This is a genomic window from Novosphingobium sp. FW305-C-30-35, from assembly GCF_058783135.1.
On record NZ_JBYSYJ010000001.1, the window covers coordinates 529,105 to 547,968 of the forward strand.

Below are 18,864 nucleotides of genomic sequence, written 5' to 3' on the forward strand. Positions count from 1 at the left end.
TTTGCCTCGGAAACGAACTGGTATCGTGCCCCCGGGCAAGGGCAAAACAGCAACAGGATCGGCCATTTGAGTCGAATCTCCACAGGCGCGACCCGTGATGACTTAACTTGTTGGCCCGGTAAGGCTCTGTAATGTTGGGAATGACCTTTGGTGGAGAATCACCCTAAGTAGTTCCACTATGGATGTTGCTCTTGTATGTCCGTTTCTGCAAGAGTTGCCGCAAGCCAATCGAATTGCGCTTTGCAACCGTTGTCCAGCAACAACGTGCCCAATGACGCGGCATCGGCCGGAACGTCTTCAGGTTCGAGCATGACGATCCGGAACTCTGCCGCTTTGTCCGGCGCCGTTTCATCGTAGATACGATAGGTCCGCCCTTCTTGCGGGGCGAGCATGGTCTTGGGCCAGGCGATACCCACGGTCTTGGGGGGCCATTGCATGCGCACCATCTCGCCGCCCGCACTTTCGGTCAGCCAGGTGAAGCTCCGTGCTTTGGCTTCCGCTCGCCAAAGATAAAGGTCGCTCCCCCGCGGAACGCAGACGTTTCCGCCCTCGCTGGTGTCCGCCAGCCAGATGCTTACGGGCAGAACGTTTTCGCCTGAGGTATCCCCGGCCCCACGCACGGCCCCCGCCCTGACGGACGCAGGATTGCTGAGAGACCGAGCCAGCAGCGCCGCTGCACTGCGATCACGGTTAACTGCATTGTCGAGCGTGAAGGTGCCAACGCCCCTGAGAACCCTCGTCCCGGCCTTGTCCAGCACGGTAACCACGTCGCCGGCTTTCAGCACCACTTGTGCATTCGCCGGGAGCCGCTTGCCCTTTGGGTATGAGGCGGCAGACGGACCGGTCGATCGCACGACAACGGCCTGTGCGAAGGCGCTGCTCGATATTGCCGCAAAAGCTGAGGCAACTACGATACTGAACGTGACCAGTCCCTTGCGACGCATTGGTCAGCCTCCGGCTTGCGTTGATTGGGCGAGGTTCGCAAGGAGATCGAGCTGCGCGTTGCAGCCCTTGTCCGCCATGGCTCCTGCCACTTCAAGTTCGTCGGTCGGGACATTCGTCATGACCATGGTGCGGATTTTTACCGGCGCGCCCACGGCATTGCTGAAGGTGTAGGTCTGCCCGTCGACGACGGGCACGCTCGCGGCCGGCCAGACCTTGAGCGCACTCCCGGCACGCCATGTTACATCAGCGGAACTTCCGTCCTGCGAAAGCAGCTTGCCCGTGCCCTCCTCAACTTTCTCCGGACGCCAAAGCACGACCGTTGCAGGATCGGCAATGCAATAGGTCCCGCCCTTGCTGACGTCGATGTACCAGACGTTTTCCGGGCCGGTCGGCGCAGCCATCGCCGGAGCGCTTGCCGCGCCGCGCACAGCCCCGGTTCGCGTACGCGACGCGCCGCCGCGGGCCATCATCGCAGCGAGCTGCGTCCCTGCTGCCGCATCGCGGTTGACCTCGCCGTTGAGGGCGAACGTTCCAGGACCGTTGAGAACCCGTGTACCGGCCTTGTCGAGAACCGTCACATGGTCGCCGGACTTCAAGACAACCGATGCTCCAGCGGGCAACTTGCGCCCCTGCGGATAGGCACCTGCCGAAGGTCCGGTTGAACGGATCACAACCGATTGCGCCATGGCCTGGCCTGCCAGTGCAAGCACGGCAATGGCCGAAGCGCCCGCCACCAGGGCGCGCAACTGCTTGCCATCAACCAAGAACATAACTCTCTCCCTTGTGCGTCTGCCGCAACCTCTGGATCAAATTCATCATCGCGTCATCATCATGGACCGATTCGAGAATTGTGTCTGTGAGAGCTTTCACACGTTCCACCTCTCCCCGCGCGTGCGCCTCTACCGCCGCGATCGCAAGGCTGCGCTGTTCCTCGGGCATGTCCGGAACCGGTTCGAAAATTTCGACAGGTGTCTTGCGCCCCCGCAGCGTGACAGCCCCCATGGGACGGAACCAGTCAAGGCCAGATCGCTCCGCTGCTTCTCGGCTGACGAGCACACGCGTATCCAGAGGCTTGTTAGCCCCCTCGAGGCGGGCGGCCGTGTTCATGGCATCGCCAAGCGCGGTGTACTGGATCCGACCTTCCCCCCCGAAATTGCCGACGACCGCCTCACCGTAATGGACCCCCACGCGGGTCCGGCCAATCTTGGGCACACCTTCAGGTACCGACTTTCGAAACTCCTCGCCCGCCAGGTACATCGCCCATGCGGCCTTCACTGCGCGCTCACCATCATCGGGGTAAGCAATCGGAGCCCCCCAGAAAGCGACCACGGCATCACCCACGAACTTGTCGAGCGTACCGCCATACTCGAGTACCACTGCACTGAGCCGGTCGAGGTAATCGTTCAGCAGGCGCGCGATCATTTCCGGCTCGACTGCATGAGTCAGCTTGGTAAAACCTTCGAGGTCGCTGAAAAGACAGAATATCTCGCGCTTTTCTCCGTGAAGCGAGAGACGGTCCGGGTTGCGCATGATCTCTGATGCAACCGATCGGGGAAGGTACTTGCCAAGTGCGCCCTGGGCGAACTCGCGCTGCGCTGCATTGATGGCTCGCAAGCCTGAACTGATGGCAGTGTAGGCTATCAACCAGCCGATCAGCCAGCCCGTCGCCGGCAAGTCCAGCGTGTCATATCCCGCCCGCTCCACCAGGAACGGCACGGCGAGGAACAGCGAGAACTGCGCAAGTACGCCGATCGCCAGGACCCAAGTGCGGGTCTGGACCATGGCCGTGGCAGCGCCAAGCGCAACGGCAAGGATGCCAGCCAGGATCTTGAGACCCATCGCGGGTCGCTGCTTCCAGGCCTTGTCCAGCAGTTGCGCAAGCATCGAGGCGTGGACTTCGACGCCGATCATCCGCGTTTCGCCGGTCACGGGATTACCGGTGCGGGTAAAGGGCGTGTCAAACTGGTCGAAATCCGAAAAATCGCCGCCAATCAGGACATAGCGACCCCTGATCGCGTCTGCGACCAAGGGCGCCGTCTCGGGATCGGCAACGAGATCGATCGGAATCTTGTCGAACACCGGCCGATCGCTCGCCGAGGGCACCCGATAGCGGATCGGTCCTGTAAAGCTCGCAAACCGAGGATCGGCATCGGCACCGCCCTGCGTCAAAGCGATGGAAAGCAGAGGCGGCAAACCTCGATATTGTCGAGGCCAGCGGCGGGCAACGCCGTCCGTGTCCGTCTCGAGAAGGATCGAGGCCGGCTTTGTCATCACACCACCTGCACTTTGCATGAAGGCGCGCAGGTCCTGCTCCTGCTCGTACGTGATGGCTTCCGGATTGGTGCGGTTATCGGCAAACGCCAGAAAGACAGGAGTCTTCATGCCCTTGAGTGACGCTCTCAAGAGGTCATCGTCATCCTGCGGGCTGTCGAACAGGACGTCGATACCGACGCCCTTCGCTCCCAGTTGATCAATCTGCCCGAGTGCTTTCGCGAGGATCGTCCGATCGACCGGAGAGATCTGTCCCGTCGCCCGATTTGTATCGGCTGTGTAAACGACCAGGGTGATACGCTTGTCGGTATCGGTCGGCGGGGCGAAATTGGCTGCCCGCAGATCGTACAGCGCTGCTTCCGCATCACGCAAAAGCGGCAACCGCCAACTGTTCAAGGCAATGAACAGTGCCAGGGCCAACAGGACCAGTGCCACGAAACTGCGCTGCCAGCCGAGCTGCGACAAGCTGCGTCGCGCCGTCCTGCCAATCTCGCGCGGTACATCTTTGGCCGCGCGCGGCTCTTTGGCCATGCGTTAAATTCCCTCCGTTATCATTGAGGGCGCGCCCGCTTTGCCCTCCACAGATGCAGCCATCCGCGCGCCTTGCGATACGAGCGGCCTCGCTCCGTCTCCGATAACCGCAAAGCCGGCCCAATAATAAGGATGAGATGTATCGACATCGGACATGAGCCCCTGCTGCGCCTTGAGCAAAGCCTCTCCGGACGGCGTGCCGGGGGCAGCTGCGAACAGTCCGTTGATCAGTCGCGCCGTGGCATCGAAGTCGTCGGGCGCTGGCCAATGGCTGGCAAGTACGGATCGACTCCCGGCACCGATGAACGCACGGACCAGGCCTTCCAGCGCTGACCCGCCACCTGTGGCAAGGCCAGTCTCGCGCGTGGCGATCACGTCCGCTTCACCTGCCGTATCGCAGGCGGAAAGGATGACCATGTCAGCATCGAGCTTCAGATCGAATATCTCGGCAAAGCTGAGCAGGCCGTCCGACCCCTGCGCCCCGAACGACGTGACAAGCGCTGGCCGTGCCGCGCACGACGGCTGCGGCGGCGTAACGAGGCCATGCGTCGCGAAATGGAGGATCCGGAAATTGTCGAGGTCGCCCCGCGATTTGATCGCAGTGTCCGAAAAGGCCGGACCGACCATCAGATCAGTCCCCTGGCCGGACAGCAGCATCCGGGCCTTGAGAAGCTCGGCCTCGGAGATGGGCCTGCTCCACGTCGTCAGCGGCCAATCGCAATCGTTGCCTGCCGCCCCATCGCTTCCCCGCACCCTCGGACCAACTTGCCCGCTTGATTGTACAACCGCAGCATTGCGGCCCATGCCGAGATAGGCCTCGTGCGCCTTGGAGGCAGGCTGCTTCCGGGCATCCATGAAGGAGCGTGCAGAAACGGCAGTTGAGACAAGCTTGTCCTTTGCCAGCCATTGCACCGCTCGCAGATCGAACGGATCGCCCGCCGGGCTTTCGGCCTGCTGAAGATAGTCCTGCGCCGACCCCTCGTCGGCAATCAGGACATTGACCGGCAATTTCAGCATCGCCCCGTCTGGTTCAAAGATCAGATGCCTGGCTGCCTGCAAATCCGATGCGACAGGACCAAACAATGCCTTGTAGACGGCTACCGCCTCTTTTGCCGCAAAAGTCCCGGTCACATACTGCTTGCCATCGAAGCGCGAGATCGAGTCACGGATCGCCTTTACCGATGCTTCCAGTTCCGCCGAAGTGATTGGCGCCCGATAACCAACGGCCTTGTCCTTGTTCGCGAAGAACACGAACACATCCGGACCAAGGACGGCCATCTTGGCATAGGCCTCGTTCGGCGCAAGGCCTTCCTGAAGCTCCTTCTGTCCAATTACCCGCTGCGTCACAACGCGGTAGCGCGCATAGTTGGCAAGTTCGATGACGGTTGCCTGTTCCTGCGCTTCGAGTTCGTTGACCCGTTTTGCGGCATCCGCAATCTCGTCACTCCGGGCTGATGCATCATCCAGTCGCTGCAAGGCCGCATAAGTCATGCGGGCGCGCTCAACGGCGCGCGTCAGGCTGTTGGATTGCCGGAACAGCCGGGCTGCTTCGTCGCTGCCTCCTGATAGTTCGCGCGATAGCACGGCCTGTGTTTCGGCAACGCCTGGACGCACCAGCACTTGTGACGCCTGGAAGAAGGCATCGCTCGTTGCCGCGTCGCCGCTCATCCTCGCTGCCAGCAGATCAAAATAGGGGGACATCTGCCGTGAAAGGCCGGAAAGACCATTCTCGCGCTCGACAGAACGGGCCACGACCTGACGATATAACGGCTCTGCTTCGGCCGTGCGGCCATGACGCATCAGGTAGGCTGCCAGCCTCGCCTGGGCCGCTGCCATGCTGCGGGTTTCCGGGTATTGAACGCTGACGATCTCGAGCGCAGAGCGCAGCAGCGCTTCTGCGTCAGAGATGCGCCCCTCGTCTTCGGCGATCGTTGCAAGTTCGTTCAGAACTTGCGCGCGCATCCGCACGATCGAGACGACGCGGCCGTTGCGCACCGCCAAGGCCCGAGCCTGCGCCTGTTCCAACGCGGCGCGAGCCTCGACCTTGCGCCCCACAAGACGCAGCGCCGTTCCGCGCAACTGGAGGCTCTGTGCATCCAGAATTGTGGCTCGTTCGTCATCTGTCAGCCGCAGATCATCGACCAATCCCATGGCGTTGGCCGTCAGATCCGAGGCGTTGATCCGTCGCGAAACCGAAGGCGTAAGTTCCATGGTGGCGCGCAGGCTGTCCGCGCCCATGGCGCTCGTTTTCCGCAGGGGCTGGCCCAGCCGGTCCAACGCCTGAGCATACCTTTCCTGATTGAGCAGGTGAATGGCTTCGTAATTGCGACGCAACCGTTCCACCACGCCGCTACCGGCGGGCATGGCAGCGGCTTCGGAAAACAGGCGGTCTGCCTCGGCAAACTGGCCAAGGTTGGAGCGTTGCAGGCCAGCGTTTACAAGGAACTCGACGCGATCGATCGGAACATCGCCTGTCGAAGCCTGCCGCTGGTCCAATGTCTCGAAGTATGCCGCGGCCTCGGCGTAATCGCCAGAATTGTTGCGACGATAACCTTCTGCCAGCGCTGTTGCTGGATCAAGCGTTAGGGCCTGTATCCGGGCATAAGCTTCGGTGTCGTTGATGGAAGTCGTGGCAATCTCGATCGGTTCGTCCAAAATACGATCCGCATAGATCGACCGCAGAGCCAGATCGAGCGCACCGTGATAGGCGGAGAAGCCTTCCACCACGAATGTCGTGTTGCCTCTGGCCACGCTCACCACTTCGTAGGCCAGATCAGGGTCTTTCCACCGGCAATCCGTCCGCATGCGCCCAGCAACGGACGCGCGGCTGGCGTCTAGGCAGGTGACCTTCTGGCGACGCCGATCTGCCAGACGGGCAAGTTCATCGTCCTGGCCGTTCCGCAGGGCAAATACATATCCAACCGGCAAGGCGGAATCCCGGCAGACGATGGCCCATGTCCTGTCCAGGGGCGATCGGTTGGCCTGATCCGTCGTGCGCGACTGAACCTGGCAAAGCGCCTTGCTGCCGCCTGATCCGAGCGGGAAACTGTCGCGCAGGAGCAGCGATTCCTCAGCTGCCGCCGCGTGGCCAACCGAAGGGCCGCACACCACTGCAAGCGCAGCAACGCCCGTTGCCAGTCTAATTCCGAAGCTCGCCAATCGGTTACGCATCGCCTGCTCCCTTAGCCCAGCCTTCACGATTCACGTGAAGACCAAGACCACTGCATCGAATTACTGCGTATCCCGAAGACTCTTGTACCCTTTGCCACAGCATAGGCGCGTCGATGCGGCAATGCCAAGTGATACACCGGCAATGTGTGACAAAATGTCGCGGTCAGGCGTCAGAAGCCCTCGAAAGTCACTGCCTCTTCCAGCGCCGCGCGAGGTACTTCAAAGCGATTGATGGCTGCGTCCTGATCGCGATAGCCGATCGCCAGCCCACAGAAGAATACGTGATCCTCGGGGATGGCGACGCATTCCCGGACTTGCTTCTGGTAAACGGCCCAGGCCTCCTGCGCGCAGGAATCAAGCCCTTCCTCACGCAACAGAAGCATGACCGTCTGCAGCCACATGCCGATATCCGACCACTGCGGCGGCCCCATGTAGCGCGGCGTGTGGACCAGCATGAGCACTGGCGCACCGAAGGCCCGGAAGTTGCGCATGAACTGGGCCAGGCGACCGCGCTTGTTGTCCCGTTCGATGCCAAGCGCAGCGTACATCGCTTCGCCCACACCAAATCGCCGCGCTTCGTAAGCACCCTCAAGATCCGGCGGATAGATGGCGTATTCGGGCACGTGAGCATTGCGCCCCATTGGTATTACGGCACCTACGGTTCTGACCAGCCGGTCGAGCGGCTCACCCGAAATGACGTGGGCGTTCCAAGGTTGGACATTGCCACCCGAAGGAGCTCTTTGCGCCTTCGTGAGGACACGCTGAAGGATGTCGAAAGGTACGGGGTCCGAGCGAAAAAGACGCACCGATCGCCGCGTCAGCACTGCCTCGGTTACGTCCATCGAACCGCTTCAGAAACCGAGGAATCGCACGTTTCCGTCGATCGGCTCGCGCTGGCGACTGAAACCGTTCACGGGATTGCCATCATCACGGTATCCAATCGCAATGCCGCAGAAGAAGATGTGGGTCTCATCAGAAACGCCAATGAACTCCTTGATAAGCTTGGCATACATCGAGAGGAATTCCTGGGGGCAGGAATCAAGCCCCTCTTCCCGCAGAAGCAGCATGAACGTCTGCAGCCACATCCCGACGTCCGACCACTGCGGCGGCCCCATGCGACGATCGAAATAGCAGAGCAGCACCGCCGGGGCGCCGAAAGACGTGGCATTGTTGCGAACGAAGTCGGCCCTTGCATCCGCATCGGCTCGTCCCACGCCCATCGCCTGATACATGGCGGCTCCGACCGCATGGAGGCGAGCCTTGCATTCGGGAATGACCTCGGGATCAGACCACGAATATTCGATCGGATCCTGCATCGGTGACGAAAGCATCTTCGCCTGCAACTCGGCCAGGGGAGCGCCGGTCACAATGGTCGCTTCCCAAGGTTGAAAGTTACAGCCAGACGGCGCCCACCTTGCTTTGTCCAATACGCGACGCAAGGTCTCGAGCGGCACAGGGTCAGGCCTGAAAGCCCGGATGGAACGACGGGAAAGTACGGCTTCGCTGACGGTCATCGTGCTCATGCCGGATTAACTGCCCGGTTAAACCAAGGCAGTCAACCCGGCTTGCAACAGAATTGGCTCAGGACTTGGTCTTGGTCGCAGCGACAGCAGCAGCCACTTCCTCCGGTCGCAGCGCGCCCGGTCCAGGCCCCATATCCTCAGCATCGACAAGGCGGTCAGTGCTCGATTTTACGAATTCGGCTTCAGTAGACGGACGCAGATCCGGACGCCCGGCCATGATCCCCATCTTGATCTTGCACATCGCATACTGCGTTTCGTCAGCTTCCACCTGAAGCGCAAGCACGTCCTTGGCCTCGCTCTTCACGGTATATTCGTGACGGCCCGGTTCAGTCACCAGAATGAAATAGCGACCCGCGCCCAGCGAGCTGATCTTCTGTCCCTTTTCGTTGACCGCGCAGCCCATTGCCGCACCCATGATCGTTCCCGTGCGATAGAAAACGATCTGGCCCTTGCCAGCAGGCGGCGGCGGAATGACCACTGGTGCCTTGTCGGCGGCTGATGCGCCTGATGCGGCAAGCGGCATCGCTGCTATCGCAACCGCAGCGCCAATCGTCCTGAATGTCGAAGTCTTCATCGATTACCCCTTCCCTGCGCTCCGGCACCGTCGCCGGTTGTCTTTTCAAGCTGTGCGGCTCCCGTTGGGGAGCCAGGCGGTTCGATTGCAAAGGCCTCAGCGGTCTTGGCCGGGAGAATGGTCCCCATAGGCAACGTCTTCTCGCCACCAGTAATGAACAGACCGAGCAGAGCAGCGGCAGGAACGGTCGCCGCTGCGGCGGCGCTCACGCCGGTTACAGTTCCCATCTTGTCGTTGCCTAGCGAATCCAACTTCAGAGAGCGCAGTCGCAATCTGCGAGCGCCCAGCTGCAAATACTTCGCTGCCAGAATCAGTTCGCCCGGAGCACCGCCACCGCCGCCCTTTTTGGCGTGAATTACCTCGCCCTCTCCTGGCGTGCCAGCAGGCACCACTTCCACGCCCTCAAGGATGATAGGCTTGGCCAGATGAAAGGGGAACGTCTCACCGGTTTTGCTGATTTTACTGCCCAAAGCGACATCGAGCACGATTTCTACCGTGGTCAGCGGAGGGATCGATTTCGCTTGATCGACGGCGGAAACAGCTACCGTAGTTGATGCCGCGGCAGTCGACTCCTGCGCCCAGCCGCACGATGATCCAGCAACGGCGGCGCCGGCAGACAGCGCACCCAAAACGATCCGATTTAAACCCCGCCCCATGGAGTATGGATGTGCCTGCTCGTCACAAAGATGACAAGTGGAATCGGATGAAGTTCACTCGTCCTCGAACAGATCTGCCAACTGTTCGATAATCGTGCCGCCCAATTGTTCGGCATCCATGATCGTCACTGCGCGGCGGTAATATCGGGTCACATCGTGACCGATGCCGATCGCGACAAGCTGGACCGGCGATTGCTTCTCGATCCAGTCGATCACCTTGCGAAGGTGCTGTTCCAGGTATCCCGCGTTGTTGACGGACAAAGTGGAGTCATCAACCGGAGCGCCATCGGAAATGACCATGAGGATGCGGCGGTCTTCGGGCCGGGCCAGCAGGCGGGTATGCGCCCACAGCAGCGCTTCGCCGTCGATGTTTTCCTTGAGCAGACCCTCGCGCATCATCAGGCCGAGGTTCTTTCTCGCACGGCGCCAGGGCTCGTCGGCCTTCTTGTAGACGATGTGGCGCAAGTCGTTCAGACGGCCCGGTTGCGAAGGCTTGCCACCGGCCAGCCATGCCTCGCGGCTTTGCCCCCCCTTCCACGCGCGGGTGGTGAAGCCGAGCACTTCTGTCTTGACCCCGCAACGCTCAAGCGTGCGCGCAAGAATGTCGGCGCTGATCGCTGCGATCGAGATGGGGCGCCCGCGCATCGATCCGGAATTGTCGATCAGTAGCGTGACGATGGTGTCCTTGAACTCGACATCGCGCTCGATCTTGTGGGACAGCGAATGGCCCGGCGAGATCACCACGCGGGCAAGCCGAGCCGCGTCCAGCAGACCTTCTTCCTGGTCGAAGTCCCAAGACCGGTTCTGCTGCGCCATCAGGCGACGCTGTAGCCGGTTGGCGAGGCGCGTGACCACGCCCTGCAGCCCCTTGAGCTGGGTATCGAGGTAGGCGCGGAGACGCGTCAGTTCTTCCTCGTCGCACAGGTCGTTAGCCGAAACGACCTCGTCGAACTGCGTGGTGTAGCTCTTGTAGTCGAAGTTCTCGGGCAGGTCGGTCCAGGGACGGTTGGGCCGCGTCGGCAGCATGCCCTCCTCGCCCTCGTCGGCCATGTCCGAATCGGCCGCATCGTCGTCCTGTTCGATTTCCTGCTCGGACTCCGAATCCTCGTCGCCCTCGCTGGTGTCGCCAGCCACTTCGGACGGTTGCTGCTCCTGATCGTCGGAGTTCGAGGGCTCTTCCTCGCCCTCGTCTTCCTGCTCCTCGCCCTCGTCGTCCTGCGTGTCCTCATCCTGTTCGGACGCGGACTGCGTCAGGTCGAGATGCTGCAGCATGTCCAGTGCAAGCTGCTGAAACGCCCGCTGGTTGTCGAGCGAGAGGGCAAGGCCTTCGATGTCCTGGCCAACCTTGCTCTCGATCCAGCTGCGCACCATCGCCATGCCGGTATCGGTCGACGCCGGGGATTCCTGTCCCGTCAGCTTCTCGCGCAGGAGCAGCGCAAGCGCGGTTGGCAGGGGAACGTCCTCGGGCTTTGCGGCGCGACTGATCGGGTCGGAGGCCATGCGCATGGCGAGGGCCGCACCGAGGTTGCCGCGCATGCCGGCATAGGCGTTCGCGCCAAGCGCCTCGTAGCGGACCTGCTCCACCGCATCATAGCAAGCGCGCGCCAGTGCCTCGGTCGGCGCATTGCGGCCGTGCATGGCAGCGTTGTGATGGCGCAGCCGCAGCGCCATCGAATCCGCATGACCGCGGGCTTCTGCTACCTGCTCTGCCGGGAGCGAACGCCCTGGCATTGGCACGCGCATGGACTGCCCGGACTGCACCGGCGCATCCGCCGTCCACGCCACCTCGACCTCGGGATCGAGCGAGATCGCCCGCGCAGTGCCGGTCAGCACCGAACGGAAACGGTCGAGGGGAGTTTCGTCAGCCAATGCGCAAATGCCCGTGATTCAGAACGTTCAGCCGATCTTCTGGCCGGTCTTCGCCCAGTCCGCAAGGAAGCCTTCGATACCCTTGTCCGTAAGGACATGTTTGAACAGGCCCTTGATCACGGCCGGAGGCGCAGTGATCACGTCGGCACCGATGCGTGCGCTTTCCAGCACGTGAACCCCGTGGCGGATCGAAGCGACGAGGATTTCGGTCTCGAACGCATAGTTGTCGTAGATCAGGCGGATGTCGCGGATCAGGTCCATACCATCGAAGCCGTTGTCGTCATGACGGCCGACAAACGGCGAGATGAAGGTCGCGCCGGCTTTGGCCGCCAGCAGCGCCTGATTGGCCGAGAAGCAGAGCGTGACGTTGACCTTCGTACCGTCGCTGGTCAGCGCCTTGCAGGTCTTGAGACCGTCAATCGTCAGCGGGACCTTGATGCAGACGTTGTCGGCGATCTTCCGCAGGATCTCGGCCTCGCGCATCATGCCTTCGTGGTCCAGCGCCACGACTTCGGCCGACACCGGACCATCGACCAGACCGCAGATCTCACGGGTGACTTCAATGAAGTCCTTGCCCGCCTTGGCAATCAGGGTCGGGTTGGTGGTCACGCCATCAAGCAGGCCAGTGGCAGCAAGGTCGGCGATTTCGGCGGTATCGGCAGTGTCGACGAAGAACTTCATGGGACGAGGCCTTCCAGCAGGGAGAAGTGATTCCCCCGTGCCTATAGGGAAAGCCTCGGCCAATGTCAGTGCCCGAGCATGCGAATTTGTCAGACTATTTCAGGCCAAAAGCGGCCATCAGCACCGGATCGTTGGTCGAACGAGGGTCAGAACGGATGGCGGCCTCTTCCCGGCCGATTGCGCGGAAGATTGCATTGTCCGCCTCATAGGCCAGCGAATTGGCAATGCCGCCAACGTCAACACCTGTCAGCGCGCCAAGGACCTGCCCCAGCAGCGGGTCCCGGCTCACCCGGATCGCATCGCCGAACTCCGGCACCATGATCTCGACAAGGCTCGTGCCCATCTCCTGGTGCAGGAACGACGTCGCCCCCATCGGATCTGAACCGCGCAGCAGCGCGAGTGCATTGCGAATGCCGATAGTGCGCACCGCGTCTGTCACCGCAGGCGCTGCGCGTTCCGCCGCGTCATAGGCCATGTCGTTGAACGCCCGCTGCAGCCGGTCCCTGACGATCGGTCCGGTCAGGATCCGCTCGAGCACGCCGCCGCGGTTTCCGATAGCCTGGGGCAGGGCAAGCCGGGTTACCTGATCGTCCCAGAACCCGCCCGGCGCCAGCAAGCGCGCAAAGGCCCTATCGGTCGAGAGGAACAGCAGCCGACGCACGGCCTCTTCCAGCGAGAACTGCGGATAGCTCGCACAGCCGGAAACGGCGAGCACGGCAGCTGACGTCATGCCGCCAAGCAGGACCCGGCGGTTCAGGATGGTGGAAGCCTGCGACACGTTTTTCTCCTCAATTCCTTTGCGCCCGGGCTTTGCCCGTTGCGATGCAGCCCCATATAGACCGGCGAACATGAACCGCGTCCGATGCCTTGTCTTCAACTCCGCGCTCGGCCCGCTCGACTATCGCGTGCCCGCCGGGATGGACGTAAAACCTGGCAGCGTCGTGATCGCACCACTGGGGCCGCGGCAGATCATCGGCGTGGTCTGGGAAGCGGAACGGCTGCCGGGAACTGAAGTTCCGGATGCCAAACTCCGCCCATTGCTTCGGGTTCTCCCTGTCCCTCCCCTGCCCGCACCATTGCGGCGCCTGATCGAGTGGACTGCCGACTATTACGTCGCGCCGCTTGCGGCAGTGGCGCGCATGGCGCTGTCAAGCACGGCCGCACTGCAAGGCGGCGGCACCGTCACCGAATATCGCCTGACCGGCCGCGAGCCGGATCGAATGACGCCCCAGCGTCTCATCGCTCTGGACCTGTTGCAGGACCAGCAGGCAACGATCCGCGAACTGTCGGAAATCGCCGGGGTCTCCGACGGCGTGCTGCGCGGAATGGTCAATGCCGGGCTGCTTGAACCGGTGGTGGTCGATTCGGACCGGCCCTATCCCCCCGCGGATGCTGGTTTCGCCGCGCCCGACCTGTCGGATGAGCAATCGGAAGTCGCCGCCCGCTTTGTCGAGTCGGTCAATGCACATGCCTTCCACCCGTTTCTGCTCGACGGCGTGACCGGCTCCGGCAAGACGGAAACCTATTTCGAAGCGGTGGCAGCCGCGATTGAGCAAGGGCGGCAAGTCCTCGTGCTCCTTCCGGAAATCGCGCTCACAGAAACCTTCCTCAAGCGCTTCGAAGCGCGCTTTGGGGTACCGCCGGTCACGTGGCATTCCTCGCTGAAATCGTCCGAACGGCGGCGCGCGTGGCGGGCTGTGGCAGCAGGAACGGCGCAAGTGGTGGTCGGTGCACGCAGCGCACTGTTCCTGCCCTTCGCCCGCCTCGGCCTCATCGTCGTCGACGAAGCGCACGAGATCTCGTTCAAGCAGGACGACGGGGTGCGCTACAACGCCCGCGACGTCGCAGTCATGCGCGCTCATTTCGAGAAAGTGCCAGTCATCCTCGCCAGCGCCACGCCGGCGCTGGAAAGTCTGCAGATGGCCGAAGCCGGGCGTTACGAGCGGGTGGTCCTGCCCGCACGCTTTGGCGGGGCGACGATGCCAGACATCCAGATTGTCGACCTGCGCGAGCAACAGCCCGAGCGCGGACACTGGATCGCGCCGCCATTGGTCGAGGCACTGAAGGATCGGCTCGCCAAGGGCGAGCAGTCACTGCTTTTCCTGAACCGGCGCGGCTATGCTCCGCTTACCCTGTGCCGGACCTGCGGCTATCGGTTCCAGTGCCCCAACTGCTCGGCCTGGCTGGTCGAGCACCGCCTCTCGCGCCGCCTCGCCTGTCACCATTGTGGACACGAGATCCCGCCGCCCGATGCCTGCCCCGAATGCAGCGAGCCTGATTGCCTTGTCGCCTGCGGCCCCGGGGTTGAACGCATTGCAGACGAGGTTGCGGCGATCCTGCCCGAAGCCCGCGTCGCGCTGGTCACTTCCGACACGCTGACCAGCCCCGCGAAGGCTGCAGAGTTCGTCGAGATGGCAAGCAACAAGGCGATCGACGTGATCGTCGGCACCCAGCTTGTCACCAAGGGCTACCACTTTCCGGAACTCACGCTGGTCGGCGTGATCGATGCCGACATGGGCCTCGAAGGCGGTGACCTTCGCGCTGCCGAACGCACCTATCAGCAAGTGGCGCAAGTCGCAGGCCGCGCCGGCCGTGGTGAAAAGCCCGGCGAGGTGCTGATCCAGACCCGGCACCCCGAAGCGCCGGTTATCGAGGCCCTGGCCAGCGGCGATCGTGACGCCTTCTACGCCGCCGAAGCCGAAGCCCGGCGCGATGCCGGAGCGCCACCCTTCGGACGTTGGGCCGCGATCATCGTTTCAAGCGAGGACGAAGCCGAAGCGCGCGACGCTGCTCGCGGGATTGGAGGTTCGGCGCCGCGACTGGACGACGTGCTGATTCTCGGGCCTGCCCCGGCGCCGCTGTCGCTCCTGCGCGGCCGCTATCGCTACCGCCTGCTGATCAACGCACGCCGCTCCACCGAACTGCAGCGCGTAATCCGCGACTGGCTCGATCCCCTGCGCTTCCCGCCGGGCGTCCGTGTCGCCGTGGATATCGATCCCTACAGCTTTGTCTGACGCTTAGGGGGCCTGACCCTTAGAGGCAGGTTGAACCAAAACGCCACTCGGCCATTCCGCAAGGATGACCGGCCCCGTCCTCGTTCCGATCCTTGGCGACCAGCTTTCGCCTGACATCTCCAGCCTGGCTGATCGCAAGCCGGACGACACCGTGATCCTGATGATGGAAGTGGCCGAGGAGACCACCTACGTCCTCCATCACAAGGCCAAGATCGCGCTGATCCTCTCGGCCATGCGCCACTTCGCCCAGGAATTGCGCGAGGCTGGCTGGACGGTCGACTACGTTCGCCTTGATGACCCGGAAAACACCGGCAGCTTCAGCGGCGAAGTTGCCCGCGCCATGGCTCGCCATGACGTACGCGGCGTGCAGGTGACCGAGCCAGGGGAATGGCGGGTGCGACAGGCAATGGAGCAGTGGCGCACGGACCTCCCGGTCCGCGTCCGCATTTTGCCCGATAACCGCTTCATCTGCCCCCTGCCCGACTTCTTCGAATGGGCGGCAGGCCGCCACGAGTTGCGCATGGAATGGTTCTACCGTGAAATGCGCCGCAAGACCGGACTTCTCATGGACAGTGACAAGCCAATGGGAGGTCGCTGGAATTTCGACGCGGAAAACCGGAGAGGACCCGAGAAGAGCCTCGCGCCGCCAGTTCTCCCCGCGTTCAAGCCGGACGAGGTGACGCACGAGGTTCTCCAAATGGTCGCCGAACGATTTGACAGGCACTTCGGCTCGCTCGGCAACTTTGCCTGGCCGGTTTGCAGGGCCGAGGCGGAGCAGGCAAGAGACGCCTTCCTCAAGGACCGTCTGCCAATGTTCGGCAGGTATCAGGACGCAATGGTGACGGGGCAGGATTTCCTGTTTCACGCCGCACTGTCCCCCGCGATCAATATCGGCCTCCTGGATCCGCTCGACCTCTGTCGCCGTGCCGAGACGGAATGGCGCGAAGGCCGCGCACCACTGGAAGCCGTCGAAGGCTTCATCCGCCAGATCATCGGCTGGCGGGAGTACATCCGCGGCATGTACTGGCTGGAAATGCCGGCGCTCGCCGAAGCCAACGGCCTTGATGCCCACCGTCCGCTACCCGACTTCTACTGGACGGGCGACACGCAGATGCACTGCATTGCCGAATGTGTCCGCACCACGCGGGACAATGCCTATGCCCATCACATCCAGCGGTTGATGGTGCTCGGCAATTTCGCTCTGCTTGCCGGCCTTGACCCTCGGGAAGTGGCGGAATGGTATCTGATCGTCTTTGCCGATGCCTATGAATGGGTCGAACTGCCCAACGTGGCAGGCATGATCCTTCATGCCGACAAGGGCCGTCTGGCGTCCAAACCCTACGCGGCCAGCGGCGCCTACATTGATCGCATGAGCGACTATTGCGGCAAATGCACTTACGACGTGAAGCAGAAGACCGGCCCCGGCGCCTGCCCGTTCAATGCACTCTACTGGCATTTCCTCGCGCGGAACGAGCAGAAGCTTTCCGCCTATCACCGCCTCGCTCAGCCCTATGCCACGTGGCGGCGGATGAGCGAGGACAAACGCGCGGAGTATATCCGGAGCGCGGACGCCTTCCTCGAAACGCTTAAGCCCGCAGAGCCCGGTTGGGCGCGCTAACGCCTGACCCACATCGGCGGCCTGATCCCTCCTTGCCGCACGACCCGCACCAACAGGAACAGGCCCGCTCCCGTGGCGACCAGCATCGCAATCACGCTGGCTTCAAGCCCGAAGGCTCCACCCGTCAGCCAATCTGGCCCGTTGCGCGTCGTGACCAGCAATCCGTCAGGCACTGCGCCCCCTGAAACCGGCACGCTGAACACCCAGCCCTGGGTGAAATTCCACGCGGCATGAATGCCGATCGGGATCCACAGCCTTCGTTTCCAAAGGTATGCCGCGCCGAGCAGGATGCCGGCTTCCATGGCAATGGCGAAGGCGGCAAAGAAGGTCGCTCCCTCGTTTCCCAGATGGGCCGCGCCGAACAATGCCGCGGTAATGCCAAGCGCCGCCCAGGTGCCCAGCATCGCCTCGATGTGTCGCAGCAGGATGCCCCGGAACAGGATTTCCTCGATCGTCCCCGATGTTACCGCCATCGCCAGCATGGCCCACAAGGCCCCAATGCCGTTCACGCCTTCGACCGCAAACCCGCCCAACGCGGCAACGATCCCTGTCATGAAGCCGAACAGCGCGGCCCCGATGAAGAATCCAAGAGACACTTCACGCCCGAACATGACCAGCGGCAGTTCATCGTTCCCGCGTCGCTCGATCCATCGCCGACAAGCGAGGTACGTCGTGATGGCCAGTGCCGCGATGATCAGGGCGGCAAGAAAGTCCAGGAAGGTATCGTCCGGCACCACCCTCTTCAGCAACAGCGAAGCCAGCGATGCCACGAAGGCAACAAGCCCGAATTCGATGATGATCAGGACTGCGGGAAAACCGACGATCCGCCGCAACAAGCTTGGCCTTGTCGGTCCGGAAACATCATTCATGCTGGCTTCCCTTCTGGTGCCGTTCCTTGTCGAGCAACCGTTGTTTGATTTCGAGCCCGTAGGCGTAACCACCGAGAGAACCGTCCGACCGGATTACGCGGTGACAGGGAATGAGCACCGCCACGTTGTTCGCCCCGTTTGCGGTGCCTGTTGCACGCACCGCGCCCGGTTTGCCAACGGCTGCCGCGATTTCTGCGTAGGAGCGGGTCTCACCAGGCGGTATCTGCCGCAAGGCCTGCCACACAGCCTCCTGAAATGACGTTCCCTTCACGTCGATCGGAATATGAGAATGATCGCCCGGAGCCTCGACGGCCGCGATGACCTCCTCCAGCAGATTGGCGAAATCCGCCCCCCCTTCTTCCAGAGCGGCCTCGGGAAAGCGCCGCCGCAAAGCTTCGTCGCTCTCGTTGAACGCCAGACGGCAGATGCCTTTGTCGGTCGCAGCGACGAGCATGTTCCCAAGAGTTGTGGGAACGACTGCCCAGCGAATCCTCACTCCCCTCCCACCATTGACCCAGGCCGATGGCGTCATTCCCAACCGCTTCCCAGCAGCCGAATAAAACCGCGAAGGTCCCGAGAAACCGGCATCGTAGATTGCATCGGCAACCCTTTCCGTTCCTGAGAGCGCCTCGGCCATCCGGGCATTTTGCAACGCCCGCGCATAGGCTGTTGGCGACAGTCCCGTTGCCTTGGCAAATACGCGCTGGAAGTGAGCGGGCGAATACCCGCAGCGTTTCGCCAGATCGGCCAGACCCACCGGTTGGCCCGCCGACTTGATAGCCTCGATAGCCGTCAGCACGGCGCGCTCGTCGCGCGATACATCATCGGGGGAGCAACGCAGGCAGGGCCTGAGACCTGCCCCACGTGCAGCCTCCCCATCTGGGAAGAAGCGCACGTTTTCGCGGCGGGGATGCCGTGCAGAGCAGGACGGTCGACAGTAAATCCCGGTGGTCAGCACACCTGTGACAAAATGGCCATCATAAGAGCGATCGCGTGCCAGCACCGCCGCCCACGCCTCGTCGTCGGCAATCTTCGATCCACTCGTCATAGGCTTTCGATAAAGCTCCGAACGATAGCTGCAAGCCCGCGTCGCCTTGTGCATGGTCACATCTCCTTCTTGTGGAGAGTTTCTGCCCGCGCTC

Annotated in this window: 15 protein-coding genes; 2 read left to right on the top strand and 13 right to left on the bottom strand. The window is 62.4% G+C overall.

What is annotated here, in order from left to right; translation table 11 throughout:
- Positions 1 to 176: 176 nt before the first annotated feature.
- The 11 genes from AC3WLM_RS02680 to AC3WLM_RS02730 form a co-directional block, all read right to left on the bottom strand.
- Positions 177 to 944 carry a hypothetical protein gene (locus tag AC3WLM_RS02680; RefSeq protein WP_062343104.1) on the bottom strand — a complete coding sequence of 256 codons (768 nt, stop codon included), beginning with the start codon at positions 942 to 944 and terminating at the stop codon, positions 177 to 179.
- Positions 945 to 947: 3 nt separating this feature from the next.
- Positions 948 to 1,715 carry a hypothetical protein gene (locus AC3WLM_RS02685; protein ID WP_062343102.1) on the bottom strand — a complete coding sequence of 256 codons (768 nt, stop codon included), beginning with the start codon at positions 1,713 to 1,715 and terminating at the stop codon, positions 948 to 950.
- Positions 1,702 to 3,747 (bottom strand): CHASE2 domain-containing protein, encoded by a 2,046-nt coding sequence (locus tag AC3WLM_RS02690; protein WP_492476526.1) that lies wholly within the window; start codon positions 3,745 to 3,747, stop codon positions 1,702 to 1,704. The genes AC3WLM_RS02685 and AC3WLM_RS02690 overlap by 14 nt, the downstream gene beginning before the upstream one ends.
- A gap of 3 nt (positions 3,748 to 3,750) precedes the next feature.
- Complete coding sequence (locus tag AC3WLM_RS02695) at positions 3,751 to 6,918, bottom strand: CHAT domain-containing protein (RefSeq protein WP_492476527.1); 3,168 nt, start codon at positions 6,916 to 6,918, stop codon at positions 3,751 to 3,753.
- A 170-nt stretch (positions 6,919 to 7,088) separates the two neighbouring features.
- The gene (locus AC3WLM_RS02700) at positions 7,089 to 7,760 is read right to left on the bottom strand and encodes a nitroreductase (RefSeq protein ID WP_492476528.1); all 672 of its coding nucleotides are present in this window, start codon (positions 7,758 to 7,760) and stop codon (positions 7,089 to 7,091) included.
- A gap of 9 nt (positions 7,761 to 7,769) precedes the next feature.
- A complete protein-coding gene (locus tag AC3WLM_RS02705; RefSeq protein WP_492476529.1) occupies positions 7,770 to 8,441 on the bottom strand; it encodes a nitroreductase in 672 nt (223 codons plus the stop codon).
- 58 nt (positions 8,442 to 8,499) lie between these two features.
- Positions 8,500 to 9,015 (bottom strand): DUF2846 domain-containing protein, encoded by a 516-nt coding sequence (locus AC3WLM_RS02710; protein WP_062343094.1) that lies wholly within the window; start codon positions 9,013 to 9,015, stop codon positions 8,500 to 8,502.
- The gene (locus tag AC3WLM_RS02715) at positions 9,012 to 9,671 is read right to left on the bottom strand and encodes a hypothetical protein (RefSeq protein ID WP_492476530.1); all 660 of its coding nucleotides are present in this window, start codon (positions 9,669 to 9,671) and stop codon (positions 9,012 to 9,014) included. The genes AC3WLM_RS02710 and AC3WLM_RS02715 overlap by 4 nt, the downstream gene beginning before the upstream one ends.
- A gap of 54 nt (positions 9,672 to 9,725) precedes the next feature.
- Complete coding sequence (gene cobT / locus AC3WLM_RS02720; protein WP_492476531.1) at positions 9,726 to 11,540, bottom strand: cobaltochelatase subunit CobT; 1,815 nt, start codon at positions 11,538 to 11,540, stop codon at positions 9,726 to 9,728.
- A 27-nt stretch (positions 11,541 to 11,567) separates the two neighbouring features.
- Positions 11,568 to 12,221 (bottom strand): fructose-6-phosphate aldolase, encoded by a 654-nt coding sequence (fsa, locus tag AC3WLM_RS02725; protein WP_039335041.1) that lies wholly within the window; start codon positions 12,219 to 12,221, stop codon positions 11,568 to 11,570.
- Between the two features lie 94 nt (positions 12,222 to 12,315).
- On the bottom strand, positions 12,316 to 12,999 hold the full coding sequence (locus AC3WLM_RS02730; RefSeq protein ID WP_039335044.1) for a DUF4197 domain-containing protein: 684 nt from the start codon (positions 12,997 to 12,999) through the stop codon (positions 12,316 to 12,318).
- 70 nt (positions 13,000 to 13,069) lie between these two features.
- Here AC3WLM_RS02730 and AC3WLM_RS02735 point away from each other — a divergent pair, with 70 nt between their 5' ends.
- Positions 13,070 to 15,235: a primosomal protein N' gene (locus AC3WLM_RS02735; RefSeq protein WP_492476532.1), complete on the top strand. Its 2,166-nt coding sequence runs from the start codon at positions 13,070 to 13,072 to the stop codon at positions 15,233 to 15,235.
- Between the two features lie 64 nt (positions 15,236 to 15,299).
- Positions 15,300 to 16,853: a cryptochrome/photolyase family protein gene (locus tag AC3WLM_RS02740; RefSeq protein WP_492476533.1), complete on the top strand. Its 1,554-nt coding sequence runs from the start codon at positions 15,300 to 15,302 to the stop codon at positions 16,851 to 16,853.
- Here the strand turns inward: AC3WLM_RS02740 and AC3WLM_RS02745 are convergent.
- Complete coding sequence (locus AC3WLM_RS02745) at positions 16,850 to 17,722, bottom strand: CPBP family intramembrane glutamic endopeptidase (RefSeq protein WP_492476534.1); 873 nt, start codon at positions 17,720 to 17,722, stop codon at positions 16,850 to 16,852. The two genes, AC3WLM_RS02740 and AC3WLM_RS02745, sit on opposite strands and share 4 nt — an antisense overlap.
- Entirely contained in the window at positions 17,715 to 18,770 is a 1,056-nt protein-coding gene (gene ada, locus AC3WLM_RS02750; RefSeq protein ID WP_492478081.1) for a bifunctional DNA-binding transcriptional regulator/O6-methylguanine-DNA methyltransferase Ada, read from the bottom strand. Before ada ends, AC3WLM_RS02745 begins: the two co-directional genes overlap by 8 nt.
- Between the last annotated feature and the right edge of the window lie 94 nt (positions 18,771 to 18,864).